Source organism: Bacillus sp. BPN334 (assembly GCF_008368885.1).
In the GTDB taxonomy this organism is placed as follows: domain Bacteria; phylum Bacillota; class Bacilli; order Bacillales; family Bacillaceae_G; genus Bacillus_A; species Bacillus_A wiedmannii.
The window spans coordinates 1-16,112 of the sequence record NZ_QOZW01000010.1; the positions used below are offsets into that span (position 1 = coordinate 1).

General features: G+C 35.2%; 19 protein-coding genes and 1 pseudogene. 7 read left to right on the forward strand and 13 right to left on the reverse strand.

The window, feature by feature from the left end; genetic code table 11:
* Positions 1-350 (reverse strand): annotated as a pseudogene (locus DN393_RS15070) (collagen-like protein); the annotation flags it as partial.
* Between the two features lie 448 nt (positions 351-798).
* Between DN393_RS15070 and DN393_RS15075 the strand changes: the two are divergent.
* The 4 genes from DN393_RS15075 (at position 799) to DN393_RS15090 (ending at position 4,901) form a co-directional block, all read left to right on the forward strand.
* Positions 799-1,773 carry an ABC transporter substrate-binding protein gene (locus tag DN393_RS15075; RefSeq protein WP_149173661.1) on the forward strand — a complete coding sequence of 325 codons (975 nt, stop codon included), beginning with the start codon at positions 799-801 and terminating at the stop codon, positions 1,771-1,773.
* A 7-nt stretch (positions 1,774-1,780) separates the two neighbouring features.
* The gene (gene fhuB, locus DN393_RS15080; RefSeq protein WP_064474649.1) at positions 1,781-3,817 is read left to right on the forward strand and encodes a Fe(3+)-hydroxamate ABC transporter permease FhuB; all 2,037 of its coding nucleotides are present in this window, start codon (positions 1,781-1,783) and stop codon (positions 3,815-3,817) included.
* A 113-nt stretch (positions 3,818-3,930) separates the two neighbouring features.
* Complete coding sequence (locus tag DN393_RS15085) at positions 3,931-4,434, forward strand: DinB family protein (RefSeq protein ID WP_064474648.1); 504 nt, start codon at positions 3,931-3,933, stop codon at positions 4,432-4,434.
* Positions 4,435-4,568: 134 nt separating this feature from the next.
* Positions 4,569-4,901 (forward strand): YfjL-like protein, encoded by a 333-nt coding sequence (locus DN393_RS15090; RefSeq protein WP_088048042.1) that lies wholly within the window; start codon positions 4,569-4,571, stop codon positions 4,899-4,901.
* A gap of 62 nt (positions 4,902-4,963) precedes the next feature.
* Here the strand turns inward: DN393_RS15090 and DN393_RS15095 are convergent, their stop codons facing one another.
* The 7 genes from DN393_RS15095 to DN393_RS15120 form a co-directional block, all read right to left on the reverse strand.
* On the reverse strand, positions 4,964-5,665 hold the full coding sequence (locus tag DN393_RS15095) for an ABC transporter permease (RefSeq protein ID WP_149173662.1): 702 nt from the start codon (positions 5,663-5,665) through the stop codon (positions 4,964-4,966).
* 24 nt (positions 5,666-5,689) lie between these two features.
* Positions 5,690-6,562 (reverse strand): DUF4097 family beta strand repeat-containing protein, encoded by an 873-nt coding sequence (locus DN393_RS15100; RefSeq protein WP_142289402.1) that lies wholly within the window; start codon positions 6,560-6,562, stop codon positions 5,690-5,692.
* 34 nt (positions 6,563-6,596) lie between these two features.
* The gene (locus DN393_RS15105) at positions 6,597-7,301 is read right to left on the reverse strand and encodes an ABC transporter permease (protein ID WP_000475540.1); all 705 of its coding nucleotides are present in this window, start codon (positions 7,299-7,301) and stop codon (positions 6,597-6,599) included.
* A 34-nt stretch (positions 7,302-7,335) separates the two neighbouring features.
* Positions 7,336-7,497: a hypothetical protein gene (locus DN393_RS31580; RefSeq protein ID WP_176713060.1), complete on the reverse strand. Its 162-nt coding sequence runs from the start codon at positions 7,495-7,497 to the stop codon at positions 7,336-7,338.
* Entirely contained in the window at positions 7,490-8,413 is a 924-nt protein-coding gene (locus tag DN393_RS15110) for an ABC transporter ATP-binding protein (protein WP_064474644.1), read from the reverse strand. Before DN393_RS15110 ends, DN393_RS31580 begins: the two co-directional genes overlap by 8 nt.
* 125 nt (positions 8,414-8,538) lie before the next feature.
* Positions 8,539-9,474: a HAMP domain-containing histidine kinase gene (locus tag DN393_RS15115; RefSeq protein ID WP_064474643.1), complete on the reverse strand. Its 936-nt coding sequence runs from the start codon at positions 9,472-9,474 to the stop codon at positions 8,539-8,541.
* A gap of 1 nt (position 9,475) precedes the next feature.
* Positions 9,476-10,168: a response regulator transcription factor gene (locus DN393_RS15120; RefSeq protein WP_064474642.1), complete on the reverse strand. Its 693-nt coding sequence runs from the start codon at positions 10,166-10,168 to the stop codon at positions 9,476-9,478.
* Between the two features lie 170 nt (positions 10,169-10,338).
* Between DN393_RS15120 and DN393_RS31585 the strand changes: the two genes are divergently transcribed.
* Complete coding sequence (locus DN393_RS31585; RefSeq protein WP_001293584.1) at positions 10,339-10,512, forward strand: hypothetical protein; 174 nt, start codon at positions 10,339-10,341, stop codon at positions 10,510-10,512.
* Positions 10,513-10,707, forward strand: a complete 195-nt coding sequence (locus DN393_RS15125) for a YwbE family protein (protein ID WP_001014310.1) — start codon at positions 10,513-10,515, stop codon at positions 10,705-10,707. It begins immediately after the preceding gene.
* A 39-nt stretch (positions 10,708-10,746) separates the two neighbouring features.
* Here DN393_RS15125 and DN393_RS15130 read toward each other — a convergent pair whose 3' ends face one another.
* Positions 10,747-11,946, reverse strand: a complete 1,200-nt coding sequence (locus DN393_RS15130) for a class I SAM-dependent rRNA methyltransferase (RefSeq protein ID WP_098102912.1) — start codon at positions 11,944-11,946, stop codon at positions 10,747-10,749.
* 295 nt (positions 11,947-12,241) lie between these two features.
* Here DN393_RS15130 and isdG point away from each other — a divergent pair, with 295 nt between their 5' ends.
* Entirely contained in the window at positions 12,242-12,565 is a 324-nt protein-coding gene (gene isdG, locus DN393_RS15135; RefSeq protein WP_000587825.1) for a heme oxygenase, read from the forward strand.
* A 65-nt stretch (positions 12,566-12,630) separates the two neighbouring features.
* Here the strand turns inward: isdG and srtB are convergent, their stop codons facing one another.
* From srtB to isdE, 4 genes are read right to left on the reverse strand one after another with little or no spacing between them, the layout of a single operon-like run.
* Positions 12,631-13,395 (reverse strand): class B sortase, encoded by a 765-nt coding sequence (gene srtB / locus DN393_RS15140; protein ID WP_087982261.1) that lies wholly within the window; start codon positions 13,393-13,395, stop codon positions 12,631-12,633.
* Between the two features lie 31 nt (positions 13,396-13,426).
* On the reverse strand, positions 13,427-14,197 hold the full coding sequence (locus DN393_RS15145; protein ID WP_098102913.1) for an ABC transporter ATP-binding protein: 771 nt from the start codon (positions 14,195-14,197) through the stop codon (positions 13,427-13,429).
* Complete coding sequence (locus DN393_RS15150; protein WP_064474638.1) at positions 14,187-15,170, reverse strand: FecCD family ABC transporter permease; 984 nt, start codon at positions 15,168-15,170, stop codon at positions 14,187-14,189. Before DN393_RS15150 ends, DN393_RS15145 begins: the two co-directional genes overlap by 11 nt.
* Before the next feature lie 27 nt (positions 15,171-15,197).
* A complete protein-coding gene (gene isdE, locus DN393_RS15155; protein ID WP_149173663.1) occupies positions 15,198-16,079 on the reverse strand; it encodes a heme ABC transporter substrate-binding protein IsdE in 882 nt (293 codons plus the stop codon).
* Positions 16,080-16,112: the final 33 nt, after the last annotated feature.

The window sequence follows — 16,112 nt, forward strand, 5'->3', positions numbered from 1 at the left end:
GTTGCCCCTGTTATTCCTGTTATTCCTGTTATTCCTGTTGCTCCCGTCGGACCCGTTGAACCTGTTATTCCCGTCGCTCCTGTTGGACCTGTTGCTCCCGTTATTCCTGTCGCTCCTGTTGGACCTGTTGCTCCCGTTATTCCCGTCGCTCCTGTTGGACCTGTGTCACCTGTTGGACCCGTTGCTCCCGTTGGGCCTGTGTCACCTGTTGGGCCCGTTGCTCCCGTCGGACCTGTTGGGCCAAGCTTAGGAACTGTTCCATCACAACTAAAACAGCATGAATCAACATGTACACCATTTTGATTATTACATCCACAATATCCATTTATATTATTGCCCCATGAAGACATGTTGATCACTTCCTTTACATTCGATCTTTTAAGTACAATCACCGAATTAGAAAACACCTATCTAAATAACAAAGAAATACTTTACCTAGTAGATACACACAGATTTATTCCATACATTCTAGTAAGTATTACATGCGATTCGCTCTCCTTTTGCTTGTACTTTCGCCCCATCTCCACAGATTATTAACCATACACATTACACTTTCGTACACAGCCAAGTCCCCATTTAAACTCCCCCATATTCACCAATTTTTTTAGTAAAGAGGCTTATTCTTCATAAATAGCGACTATAGTATATAAAAATCCGTATAATTTGTTGTTTTTCGTCAAAATTTTAAAAAAATATTGACACTTAAAATATCCTCATAGTATGATTTGGGTGTTGTAATTGATAACCATTTTCACTTATGGCGCTAATTACAAAAAACACTTAATTTGGGGGCAGAAGATGAAGAAAATTCTCAGTATTTTCATAGTAGTTCTTCTATTCGCTGTTGGATGCGGACAGCAAAAAGAGGAGAAAAAAGAAACAAAGACAGACGATAAAAAGCAAGCTATAACAATTAAGCACGCTGAAGGGGAAACAAAGTTAGATAAACCAGCGAAAAAAGTTGTTGTACTTGAGTGGGTATATTCAGAAGACTTATTAGCACTTGGTGTTCAGCCAGTAGGGATGGCAGACATTAAGAATTATAATAAATGGGTAAATACAGCAACAAAACCAGGTAAAGATGTTGTAGACGTAGGGACACGTCAACAACCAAACTTAGAAGAAATTAGCCGTCTAAAACCAGATTTAATTATCACAGCTTCATTCCGTAGTAAAGCTATTAAAAACGAATTAGAGCAAATTGCACCAACAGTTATGTTTGATCCATCAACAAGTAATAACGATCACTTTGCTGAAATGACAGAAACATTTAAACAAATCGCAAAAGCAGTTGGAAGAGAAGAAGAAGGTAAAAAAGTATTAGCTGATATGGATAAAGTATTCGCTGATGCAAAAGCAAAAATTGAAAAAGCAGACTTAAAAGATAAAAACATCGCAATGGTACAAGCATTTACAGCTAAAAACGTACCAACATTCCGTATATTGACTGACAATTCTACAGCTTTACAAGTTACAAAAAAATTAGGTTTAACAAACACTTTTGAAGCTGGGAAATCAGAGGCAGATGGTTTCAAACAAACAACTGTAGAATCATTACAAAGTGTACAAGATTCAAACTTCATTTACATTGTGGCGGATGATGATAACATTTTTGACACGCAACTAAAAGGGAATCCTGCTTGGGAAGGGTTAAATTTCAAAAAAGAAGACAAAATGTATAAATTAAAAGGCGACACTTGGATTTTCGGTGGTCCTGAATCTGCAAAATCTTTAGCAACACAAGTAGCAGATGTAATGACAGCGAAGAAGTGATTCAGCGATGAATAGCTTCCAACATACACTTCGAGCAAGTCTTGTATTCGGAGGAGGAGCAGCTCTCTTGCTCCTCCTTTTCTTTATTCATATCGGACAAGGTCAAGCAAACATTTCCTATAGTATGATTATTGATGCTCTTATCTCACCGAACCAATCACTAGAGCATCAAACTTTAATTATGCTTCGATTACCTAGGGCCGTAATTGCCATTTTAGCTGGAGGTGCTCTTGCTGCATCTGGGGTCATTTTACAAACATTAACGAAAAATCCACTTGCTGAATCCAGTACAATGGGTATTCACTCTGGCGCATATTTCTTTCTAGTAGCGGCTACAATTTTCTTACCAAAAGGTCTGCAAATTAATTCACTTCTTTTCACATTTATCGGCGGTGCTATTACTGCTTTATTTGTATACCGTATTTCTGGTGGAAAAAAGGGAACCCCACTTAGAATGGCACTAGCTGGTATGGTCGTTACATTAATGCTTTCTGCCTTTACCGGAACGATGCAGCTTTTCTATGAAAATGAAACAGCTGGTTTATTTTTATGGGGAGCTGGATCTCTTATTCAAAATAACTGGGATGGCGTTCAATTTGCTTTTCCATTTATCATTATTTCTTTCCTAGTTTTACTATTTATGTCTCGTAAACTCAACATTCTCTTACTTGGTGATGATGTCGCTGTTTCTCTTGGTGAAAAAACAGCAGTAACACGTCTTATCGCCTTCATTGCTGCGATCTTTTTAACAGCAGTAATTGTAACTGTTGTTGGACCAATTGGATTTGTCGGCTTAGTTGCACCACATTTAATGCGTCTTATTGGCTACCGTCAACACTTTACTCTCCTTCTCTCTTCTTTCTTATGGGGAGCTGTACTATTACTTGGAGCTGATGTCGTTGGTAGACTAATAGATCCAACTGGGGCTGAACTTCCTGTCGGAGCAGTCACGGCAATGATTGGATCACCTTGGCTTATTTATTTAGTGTATCGAATGATGAAATCGAAACAATATATGAATGATAACGGAGCGAATGCAGCTGGAGCTAGTTCTCGCTATTACTCTTATAAAAAGGTAATCATTATCTCTATCACACTTTGCATTGTGACAATTGCTCTTGGTGTTACAATCGGTAGTAACGCTTATATCGAAAGTATTACAAATGTTATATCAGGACAATTAACACAATTTGATAAAAATATGATGATGAACCTTCGTTTACCAAGAATGCTCGTTGCTGCTATTGCTGGCGCATGCCTTGCAATAAGTGGGCTTGTTTTCCAAGGTATATTACGAAACCCACTCGCCGATCCTTCTATTATTGGTATTTCATCGGGAGCTGGTGTTGGTGCTTTAACTATTATGTATGTCTTTCCCGCACTTCCTGGTTTCTTCCTACCAATTGGTGCATTTATCGGCGGACTACTTGCAGTTGGAATTGTCCTCTTCTTCTCGTGGAAATCAGGATTTAGCCCAACAGCCCTTGCTTTAATAGGAATTGGTATTTCAGCTCTCGGTTCAGCGATTATTCAAATCTTTATCGTTAGAGCAAATTTGAACGTTGCTGCTGCTTTAACATGGCTATCAGGTAGCACGTATGCAAGAGGATGGAATCACTTAGAAAATATCATTCTATATCCATCGCTAATTCTTGTATTCATTATCTTTTTCTTAATAAAACAACTTGATGTTCTCGTACTTGGAGACGATTTAGCAACGGGACTCGGGCAACCAGTAAATAAAACGCGCCTTGCCCTCATTGTGTTAGCAACACTACTTGCATCTGTAAATATCGCAGCTGTCGGTACGATTGCCTTTCTAGGTCTTGTTGCGCCACACTTAGCACGAATCGTCGTTGGTATGAATCATCAAAGATTATTCGTTTGCTCCGCACTATTTGGAGCAATCCTTCTTTCCATTGCTGATTTACTCGGACGAACAATTGCATACCCGAAAGAAATCCCTTCTGGTCTTGTCGTTGCTGTACTTGGAGCACCTTATTTCTTATGGTTGATGAGGAAAAATGGGAAGAAGGTTGGTTAAAAAAAGAGGCTTCTTAATATGAGAAGCCTCTTTTTTATTTGTTCTGATAGGTTAAAAGGAAACTATCTTTTTTTCACGAATGTAACCTATGAACATAACTAGGAGGGATAAATATGTACCAAACTATTGAAGGCTTTCTACAATCATGGACATACGAGGCTGAGTCTACTCAAAAGATGCTCGATGCATTAACAGATGAATCTTTGTCACAAGAAATTGCACCTGAGCACTGGACATTAGGCAGAGTTGCTTGGCATATCGTGACGGCAATTCCTGTTATACTATCTGGCACAGGGCTTAAGTTTGAAGGAGAAACGAAAGATTATCCTGTTCCACCTTCTGCAACAACAATTGCTGATCAATATCGTAAAGTGAATGCAGCTTTTGTTGAAACGCTTCAAAGTGAATGGACTGATAAAGACTTAGCTACTATTAATGACTTCTTTGGTCGCCCTATGCCGAATTCTATATTTTTAATGACACTCATTAATCATCAAAATCACCACCGCGGGCAGCTGACTGTTTTAATGCGTCAAGCTGGCTTAAAAGTCCCTGGCGTATATGGTCCTGCAAAAGAAGAATGGGCTGCTACTGGAATGGAAGCTCCCCAAATGTAACGACAGAAAAAGACAAGGTGTTTATGCACCTTGTCTTTTTCTGTAACTTGTTTCATGTGAAACTATTTTCTACTAAATGGTATTTTATGAGAAAATACGTTAAGATAAATTCATATTAATTGGAGGGAACTAAATTGAATACAAAAAACAAAAAAATAACAATAAGAACTCTCTTACTAACTTCGATCATTGGAGTTATCGGTGTATCTCTTTATTTCACAAGTTATGGTACCCCTTGGGGAAAACAAACAGCTATTACGGAATCAAAAGAATATATTACAAAATACTTTGATCTAGATGCGGAAGTCAAAAATACTTCTTACGATGCTAAAATGAATAGCTATGCAATCTCCTTTGAGACAAGTAGAGACGGAGAGTTTACTATCGAATATAAAAGCCCTAATAACTTTAACATTTCTTCAGGAGTTCAAGAATATTTGAGCAAACACTCCAAATTTACAGAGTAGTAACGAAGCATACATATACAAAAAAAAGTTGGTGTAACGCCAACTCTTTTTTCTTATTCTTGTCATACAGTTACATCTTCCCTCTCTATATTTTTAATTCCGTAATATGCAATCGCAACTCCAATTGCTGCCAACGCTAGCTGAAGGGGAAGAAAAGTTGCTGTAGAAAACATTGGGGTGTTATTAATTGCAATTGATACAACGATAAGAGATGAAACAATTGTAGTTGGCACTGAACGTTTACGCATTCCGAAATATAGAGGGATTAAACTTATTCCAGCAGTGGAAATGGCTAAAGGAACAAGGTTTATCCCTTCTTGCGTCAATTGATCTACTGTGAATGAATTAGGAAGAATTGAAAAATAGTTATCTATCCCAAAGAAAACTCCTACTACTAAAATGTTAGATAAAATAACTGTTATAAATGTTACTATCGCTGTAATAGCCAACTTACTAGCCATCATTTTCTTTCGGTTAATTGGATAAGAAAACATGAGTAGTATTGTTTTAGTTTTAGTTTTATATTCACTAATTATTAACCTTGCGATTAACACACTACCAAAAATAATAAATGTTGCCCTTACTACTGTACTGGCCATCAACAAAATTGTCTGTGGATCCCTCATTTCCAGATCACCTTCTACTTGAGCAACGATGCTCGTAAAGATCATTAATGCCAGTATAGCGATATTTGCAATAATCGCTCCCCTCACATACCATCCAAGCTTAAACTTTTTCAATTCTAGCTTCATAAGACGTAGCATAATAGTCCTCCTTTCATTTACATTTTAATCGATATAAATCGCTCCTGTTTTACTTAAAATCTTCACTTCGTTTTTTGCATCACCAATGGTTCCCGCTTTTATTTTTTCTGTATTTTTATCTTTCTTAAGTCCATTTACATTCACCATTACGTCAGACGAATTACTTTTAGCCGTAAGTTTCAAAGAAGTCGGAACACCTTTATACCGTACGCCGATATCTCCTGATTTTGTTTCTACAAATAATGATTTTCCTTCTTTCATATCTTTCAGTAATACTTCCCCAGATGTTGAAGTGATGTTTATATTTGAGTTACTTACACTTGTTATATAGTTATCACCAGTCGTAGACTTTATATTTAATTCTTGTACTGAACTATCTTTTACAGCTAACTCTCCACTTTGCGATATGAATTCACCTTTCTCGGCTGATAGTCCTACAACCATTTCATCTCCAGACTCACTTTCTGTCACGATATTTTTCACTTCTATATCGCTTATTTTCACATCACCCGATTTATTATTTAATACAATTTTATCTATTTCTTTCTTCGGAATAGCTATACATATACTATTTTTCTTCCGAAACGTAAAACCATTAAAGAATCTGGTCACCTTTTGTTTTTGCTTAACTATAACTTTATTCCCTGCTTGTTCTATTTCGATGGGGTCTATCTCTTTATCTACTCGTTTACCTTGGGCGGAAATTACTATTTTGTTAGCGTCTGTACTTTTAAATTCAATATCCCAGTTTTCATTGTCCACTTCTATTTCTTTTATATGATTTATCTCAAAAGACTTTTCTTTCTTAAAATCTTTCCTCTGAAATGTCTTAAAACCAAAAATCACACTAGCAATTGTCAGAAATAAAATTGCAATTACTATTATTTTTTTCAACATTCATACTCCAGTTCGTTGTTGTTTTAACCTTGCTTCACGCCACATCGATCTTGTCGATTTTACGATATGATAGATAACTGATGAAAATTCCTAATAAACAGAACACTATTGGGATAGCTATAAAATCAAACATACTTACTTGACCGTTTCCAGAACCAACGTTACTGTTCATCATCATCCCAATTATTACTGCAGAAGTAATTGTTGTCGGTGTTGATTTCTTTCTCATCCCAAAAAATAAAGGAATTAAACTTATACCAGATATCATAAATGCATTTATAAAGGTAGCTGGAACGGTAGCTATTATTTCCCCCATTGTAACAGGCGTTTCAAGTAGTCCCATTATTGGATTCATACAGAATATGAGCAAACTAATAATGAATGTTGCGATTATCGTGCTCACAAAGCAAAAACTAAAAACAATTGCTAATTTCGCTCTCATTAGCATTTTCCTTTGCAGTGGGTACATAAATAGTAGCTGTATTGTTTTGTTCTTGTATTCATCAATCACTAAACGTGATAAAATAACCGATGCAAAAATAATAAATGTAATTCTAATAAAAATATTTGCTAAAGACATGTATTCCATATAGCTAGAGAACATCAAACCATCCTCTACTTTAGTTCCCCATACCATAAGACTTACCGCAGCAAAAATTGCTATAATACAAATCGCTACTCCTTTAAAATAACTAGATAATTTATGTTTTTTCCATTCGAGCTTCATTAATTTAAACATATAAACCACGCCTCCATTCTTTATATAACTGTCTCTACACTGCTAACATTCTAATTCCAGCAGTAATTACGCTTAACATTCCTATCACTAGTAAAATTAACAACCATTTCCGCTCTGGTTTCCTATAATAGAAAATCCCACTTATGAACATTACGATCAATCCACTTACTAGATTCATTAACAATCCATTAAGCATGAATGCCTTCTCCATCCATTACATTTAAGAAATATTCTTCTAAGGAACTATGTTTCTTATTAATACTTTCAATTTCTACATCGTTCATAATAAGCGCTTTTGAAATAGCTTGCTGTGTCGCTGCCAATTCATACACACGAATCATATTTCCACTCATTATTTTGTAATTTTTTATACCGAGTTTATCTTCTAAAATATAAGCTGCACGCTTCACATCAGGAACAGTAATTTCGATGTACTCTGTTTGTTTTCCGTTAATACTCTTCATTGAAACTTCTTTTATTAGTTTTCCATTTTGAATTACACCAATTGTATCCGCCATTTGTTCCATCTCGCCTAAAATATGACTAGAAACTAATAACGTAATACCATATTCTTTGCAGAGCATTTTAAATAAGTCTCGTAATTCTTTAATACCAATTGGATCTAAACCGTTAATCGGTTCATCTAAAATGAGTAATTCTGGCTTTGTCATGATCGCCCTTGCAATACCCAGTCGTTGCTTCATACCTAATGAAAAATCTTTTACTTTTTTATCATCTATACCGTGCAGTTTCACTAAATGTAAAGCATGATCAATTGCGCTCTTGTCGTAATACCCCATATATTCACAATGTAATTCTAGGTTTTCCTTCGCCGTTAATTTATCATAAAAGATTGGATATTCGATAATTGTCCCCATGCGCTTTAACAATTCATAAGATGTATCCGTTAACTTCTCACCAAAAATTTCAATATCACCGCTCGTCGGTTTTATTAAATTTGTGATCATTTTCATAATCGTTGTTTTACCTGCACCATTCGGTCCTAAGAAACCGTATATCTCTCCTTTTTTCACATGCATGTTAACGCTAGAAATAACTTCTTTCCCTTTAAACACTTTCGTTAGCTGATTCGTTTTTAATATATATGTCATGTCATTTTCTCCTTTCGCACTACTTTATATTTCTATAATAGACAACGGAAATCTCTTTTTTCTTACCCGTTCCTTACAAATTCCTTACGCTGAAAAAAAGCTTGTAGAATTTACTTCTCTACAAGCTAAAACAGCATCTTTTTTAATACAACTGTAAAAATTGTTTTTTCATACGGCTTACTAGAAAGATGTATTTCTCCGTCCATCGCTTCCACAAGCCTTTTCGTAATCGTTAATCCTAGACCGCTTCCTTGATACAATCTATTTCTTGAATCTTCAAGTGTGTACATACGCTCAAACACTTTATCAATATGAGATTCATCAATTCCTTTTCCTGTATCCCATACATCTATATAAACACTCGTTTCATCATCTCTTAGTGTCATCCCAAGTGTCTTTCCATCGTCTCCATATGTAATTGCATTTGATATTAAATTATTTAATACTCTACCTAATACTTCTACATTTCCAAGTGCATATATATTTCTTTCTGGTATATCAATATGAACTTGAAATCCTTTCGTCGTCACCAAATCATAAAAAGATAAAATCTTCTCGCGACAAACTTCATTCATATTTATTTTTGTCATCTCAATTGCCTTGTCACCAGATTCTAATTTTGCTAAATCAAAAAACTTATGAATCAGTTCCATTACTTCTAGTGTTTTTACATGCACCTTTTCAAGTAATATTTGCTGCTCTTCTTTATTTATCGTTTTATCCTTATTTAACATTTCTGTATATCCAAGAATAACTGTTAATGGCGTCTTTAAATCATGTGAAATATTGGAAAGCATTTTTCTCATCGAAATTTCTACTTTCGCATGATCTGCATTCGTTTTCTGTTTTGCAGCTAATAATTGATTAATTGCCACTAATAATTTTTGCAATTCTAGATCATCTGTCATAACGAGTAACTTCTCGCCTGTTTGTTCATTTACAATACTTTCTAACTTTTTGTATGTGTATCGTAAATTTTTGCTACTGTTTTCCCTCATTTTATACTGTATGTAAATGACACATAACAATATAAAAATAATACCTATTAACAAATTGACCATATTACATCACTTCCAACTTATAGCCGATGCCCCATAACGTTTTAATATACTCTGGATTAGATGGATCACTTTCAATTTTCTCGCGCAATCTTCTCATATGAACATTTATAACATTATCATCACCGTAATACTCTTCGTTCCAAACTAACGTATATATTTGCGCTTTTGTAAATACACGATTTTGATTCTTTACGAATAGCTTTAAAATCTCAAATTCTTTTAAAGTCAGTTTGAGGGGCTTTCCGTTTTTTTCAACCGTAAAATTAATTGGATCAATTGCTAAATCACCAATTTGAATCATCTTTTCTGTTGTTTCTGTAGCCGAATATTTCGTAGACCTCCGAATACCCGCTTTTACACGTGCAGCCAATTCAATCATAGAAAATGGCTTACAAATGTAATCATCTGCTCCCAGTCCTAATCCAACAGCTTTATCAACATCTGTATCTTTTGCCGACATCATTAAAATCGGAACGGCACTCTTCTCACGAATAATACGTACAACCTCTAAGCCATCTAACTTTGGCATCATTATATCAAGGATAACTAAATCAAAGGATGATTTAAAAAATGCTTGCACCCCTTCTTCTCCGTCAGACGCAATTGTAACTTGAAAATCTTCTTTTATTAAATACTTTTCCACCATCTCTTGAATTGAAATATCATCTTCAACTAATAAAATATGATGTGACATATGTCTATCCCCTTTTTTTACAAACATTAGCATTTCAATTGTATCGTAACGAATGAATACTGGAAAGAATTATATGAATTTTCAAACCAACTTCCCTTCCTTCCTTAACAATGATATGATAAAATTCACTACTATTGTTCATAATTAACTTTATATAAAGGAGACTTATCATGTCAGAAAACAAAAAAGTAAGCTTAGCTGATTTAATGCGTGAACAACTTGCAAAGAAAAAGCAAGGAAATGGAAATGGTTCAAATAATACAAATCAAAGCCAAGCAACGAAAAAATTACAAAACCAACAAACGAAGAAAACAAACAACCAACGTAGACGTACAGGTGTATAAATGAACGGACAAAAACGTTCTAATATCGCACCCGGTCTTGAAGTTGATATTGTATTAAAACAAGATCAACGCACCGGTAAATTAACACGTGGAATTGTAAAAGATATTTTAACAAACTCCCCTTCTCATCCGCATGGCATTAAAGTACGATTGCAGGACGGGCAAGTCGGTAGAGTACAAAATATCGTTCAATAAGAAAAGGAGCTCAAGTAAACTCGAGCTCCTTTTTCTTTATTATCCTTTAATTTTCTCAATGAAAACTACTTTTAAATAGTCTCCCTCTTTAAATTGATCAATGGTACGAAAATCTTCTGGTAAAGAATGTTCTTCTAATATTTTGTATTTACCATTCATTTCTTTAAAGGCTGTATCAATAAATCCTTTAAATTTTTTCATATCGAATGCGCTACAATTTGTAGAGGCAACGATAATCCCGTTATTTTCTGTAATCGCAATTGTTTCTTTTAATAAGTTTTTATAATCTTTCGCTGCACTAAATGTATATTTTTTTGAGCGTGCAAAGCTTGGAGGATCAAGTACAACCATATCAAATTTCATCTTTTTCTTCGCTGCATATTTGAAGTAAAGAAAGACATCTTCTACAATAATATCTTGCGCTTCATAATCAACTTCATTTACACTAAACTGCTCAATCGTTTTACTTAAACTACGATTTGCAAGGTCGACACTCGTCGTTTTGCTCGCTCCGCCAAGCGCTGCAAATACAGAGAAAGCACCTGTATAAGAGAACATATTCAACACTGTTCTCCCTGTCGCATATTTATCACGAATTTGTTTTCGAACGTTACGCTGATCTAAAAATACACCAACCATCGCTCCGTCATTTAAATAAACAGCAAAGTTCACACCATTTTCTTTTACGATAAGCGGGAACTCGCCGCGCTCTCCTGCTACGAAATCATCGCCTTCAATGTATTTCCCTTTCGTATCAAAACGCTTTTTCTCATAAATACCTTTAAAGTTTGCTACTTTTTGAAGAGCTGCTATAATCTCATCTCTGAAAGTATAAATCCCTTCACTATACCAACTGACTACATAATAGCCGTCATAATAATCGATAATTAAGCCTCCAAGACCATCACCTTCACCATTTAGGGCACGGAATGCTGTCGTATCACCTGATTTGTAAAATTGCTTTCGTTTATGTAAGGCAGATTTTATTTTACTTTCAAAGAAAGATTGATTAATTTGTTCACTCTCTTTTCTCGTTAAAATCCAGCCGTATCCTTTATTTTGTTTTCCATAATAACCTTTTCCGACAAAATTGTTCTTCTCATCTACTACTTTAATGATTGTTCCTTCTTCCTGAACATCATTTAAATTTTGAATCGCATCTTTTAAAATAAGCGGATATCCGCTTTTAATTTCTTTTATAAATTTCGGTTTTATTTTTACAGTTACTTCTGATCGCATATAATAACTTCCTTTCCATTTGCATGCTTTCTCTATAGGAAGCATTTAAAAAACGAGCCTGAAAAAACAGCCTCGTTTCACTATACCATATTATTGCTTTGCTAGTACAACTCACTCATTCTCTCACTTAACCGCCACATATTTACTACATTTTGAAATGGAAATCTTACTGTCCAAAATAATAAAAAAACTTATTTATTTCACATTTACCATTGACAATGATAATGATTTTCATTATCATTTAATGTATATGAGTTCTCGAAAATAAAGGCTACATTTATAGGAGGAATAAAACATGATTATTGTTACAAATACAGCTAAAATTACAAAGGGAAATGGGCATAAATTAATTGAGCGTTTTAATAAAGTAGGTCAAGTCGAAACAATGCCAGGCTTTTTAGGATTAGAAGTTCTTTTAACGCAAAATACAGTTGATTATGATGAAGTAACAATTAGCACACGCTGGAATGCAAAAGAAGATTTCCAAGGTTGGACGAAGAGCTCAGCATTTAAAGATGCTCACTCACATCAAGGCGGGATGCCAGAATATATTCTTGATAATAAAATCACTTACTACAATGTTGAAGTTGTACGTATGCCAATGGCTGCAGCACAGTAAACATATTTCTTTTTTAAAGTATAGAATATGAGAAGCGTTACCACTTCTCATATTCTATACTTTTTTTACTGTCTCTTTACTAGTTTCGCATGCACGACTAACCTTCCTGCTTCCGGATCCAGTGCATAGTCACACGTCGAAAGTGTTACGATTTGATCACTTGCTGTCAATTTTGTATCCGTTTTGTACAGCGATTTTTCTTGAATTTTCTCCAAAAATGATGTGTATTCCGTATCATTGCTAAAATCCGTTTCAATGTAATAAAAATCAGTTGTTGTTGTATACACCGAGAACACTTCAAGATCATATCCTTCAAATAATGTATCGTAATATAATTTACGATGCGACATGAAGAACTCTTCATCTAACATTTTCTTTAAACTTCCAAACATAGAACCATCTTTCATACGGTGACCATATAAAATAGTATTTCGATTTTGAGATTTCACATCATTACGATAGTCCATAAAAATGCTGCCTGCTCTCATATCTTCACCTTTATAATTACGAAATAAATAGTAATCATTGTCTTTCGCCTGAACGATTGGATAATTAATTTGTGTATCGTCCATCGTAATCCATCCAACTATTTCTTGATTAATTTGCTGCAGAGCTTTGAACTGTTTACGTACTTCTCCGTCTTGTGATTGCTCTTCCATCGGACTCTTTTCATAAATGTTTTGTGCTTCGGCCATTACTTTACGATTTTCATAGTAATCCATGAAAATATCACCTAATTCATATACTGAATAGAAAAAGGTACCTAAAAAAACAACTGTAAGTATTCGTTGAAAAAAAGAATTCTTCTTCCGTTCTTTTTTACTACTCAAATCATCACCTCAAAACGGATTGTTCGCATATTTAAATACCCATTGGGACCATATACAACCCTGTATCTTCATCTTGCTTTACAACGACATCTACACCGTATATCGTCTTTATCATACTTTCTGTCACAACATCATTTGGCTTACCTTTCGTAACAATCTCGCCGTCTTTCATAACGATGATATGATCACTATAGCGAATCGCCTGATTGATATCATGTAATACCATAACGATTGTCAATCCATGTACTTCATTTAACTCTTTTACGAGCTCTAATATTTCAAGTTGATAATAAATATCTAAATATGTTGTCGGTTCATCTAAAAAGAGCATTGGTGTTTTCTGAGCTAGCGTCATGGCAATCCAAACCCGTTGTCTTTCTCCACCAGATAAAGCGTGAATCTCTTTATCACGTTTACTTAGCAAATTCGTACATGCTAAAGCCCTTTCGATTGCGTCTCTATCTTCATCAGTTTGCGAGGAAAAAATATTTTTATGAGGCATACGACCATAACTTGTTAATTTCTCTACCGTCATGTCTGCCGGTGCTTCATTTTGTTGATGGACAATGGCTAACTTTCTAGCAAACTCTTTCGGTTTATATTGACTAATCGCCTTCCCATCGAGTATTATCTCACCGCTACGAGGGTCGTGATTTCTTGACATCACACCAAGTAATGTCGATTTCCCGCAACCGTTTGGACCAATAATTGTTGTAATTTTACCAATTTCTATTTCACTACTAACCGACTTTAATCGATCCGTTACATTATCATACGAAAAGGTTACATTTTTAATTTCCATGAACTTTATCACTCTTTCTAAGCAAGAATATTAAGAATGGGCCACCAATCACTGCCATAATCGTCGCTGCTGGAATTTCGTTAGGTGGCACAATTAACCTTCCAATCGTATCCGCCGTCAAAATTAACAACGCTCCTGCAAGAGCAGAAAATGGAATTAATACTTTATGGTCCGAACCGACTAGTTGTCTTGAAATGTGCGGAACGAGTAATCCTACGAAAGCAATAACACCTGCAATCGCTGTTGATACTGCTGCTAAAAGTACTGCAATAGCAGAAATAATAAGACGAACTCTCGTCACGTGCAAACCTAAGTTTTTCGCAGTCTTATCTTGTAGCGATAATAAGTTACACCAAGCTCCTACAAACAGAGCAAGAATAAGACCTATTGTTCCATATGTAACCATTATTTCTACATCGCCCCACGTCTTCATCGTTATGTTAGAAGTCGTCGTTTGCTTAATACTCTTAATGAAGTATCCGCAAATTGTAATGAACGATTCATTTAATCCAGTGAACATTGCATTAATAGCTATACCAACTAAAATAATGCGAAGCGGACTTAACCCTGACTTCCATGAAAATGCATAAACGAGATAACATGCAAACGCACCACCTAAAAAGGCGAATACGGGTGTCCAGAAAAAAAATTGCGGAAATAACGTAATAATAACAAGTGTCATAAAACTTGCTCCAGAAGATATCCCGATTACCCCAGCATCAGCAAGTGGATTTTTCATAACAGCTTGAAAAAGCACACCTGAAACGGCCAGAGCTGCTCCAGTAAATAGTGCAATAATAATACGTGGGAAACGTAAATCTTTAATTACTTCCACATCTTCATTGGCCCCTGTAAATATCCCTTGTACAAGGTCCACTATCCCTATTTCTAAACTTCCTTTCGTCGCTGACAATGACGTCATAACAATAAGCAATGCAGTAACAATGAGGAAACTCCAAGTTTTTTTATTCATTCCACTCTTCCTTTATATTAAAATGCATCACGGATACATCATTTTTTTCAATTCATCTAACGCTTCAATTGCTGCTAAATTACCTGTCGTCCCAAATAAGCGCTCTTCTAAATCGTAAACACGGTTATTTTTAACTGCAGCGAAATGTTTCCAAATATCATTTGTTTTAAATTCTTTATCAAACATTTTCACAACTTCATCAGGCATACCATGAGCTGCTCGTAAAATAATATCTGGATCAGCTTTTTTTAAATACTCTGTATTAGAAGCTAAATACTCTACTTTCTCACCTTGTACAATGTTTTTACCACCTAATTGTTTCACTAAATCTCCAATATAAGAATGCTCTGTTGCTACTAAATAACTCCCCGGCACACCTAATAAAATAAGCACTGTCGGTTCTTTCTTTCCCTTTACTGCTTTTTGAATCGCTGTAACTTTGTTATCTAACTTCGTTACAACTGCTTCCGCCTGCTTTTCACGTCCATATTGCTTACCTAAATTACTAATGGTATTTTGCATGTTTTTTAAACTAGTTAAGTCTACAAAGTTTGCTTTCATGCCCACACCATCAAAAACTGGCTTTAATTCATATTCAAGTGTTGTCACGGATAATACTTCTGACGGCTTTAATGATTTTACCTTTTCCATATCAGGACTCATCGGATTCCCAACTTCAGGTAAACCTTTATATCTCTTTGGTAAATCTTTCGTACTTGTTGGAACACCAACTAAATCTACTTCTAACGCATCCATAATTTCAGTAACAGCGACTGTCGTGGAAACTACTCTCTCTTTACTCTCACTCTTTACCTGTTTTGCTGCTTCTTTTTTGGGCGTCGAGCATCCAGCTATACTCACTAATAGAATGATAGCCATTAGTACACTAGCAATTTTCTTCACTTTCAATCACCACTCCTTTCCAAACAATATGAAACAAGT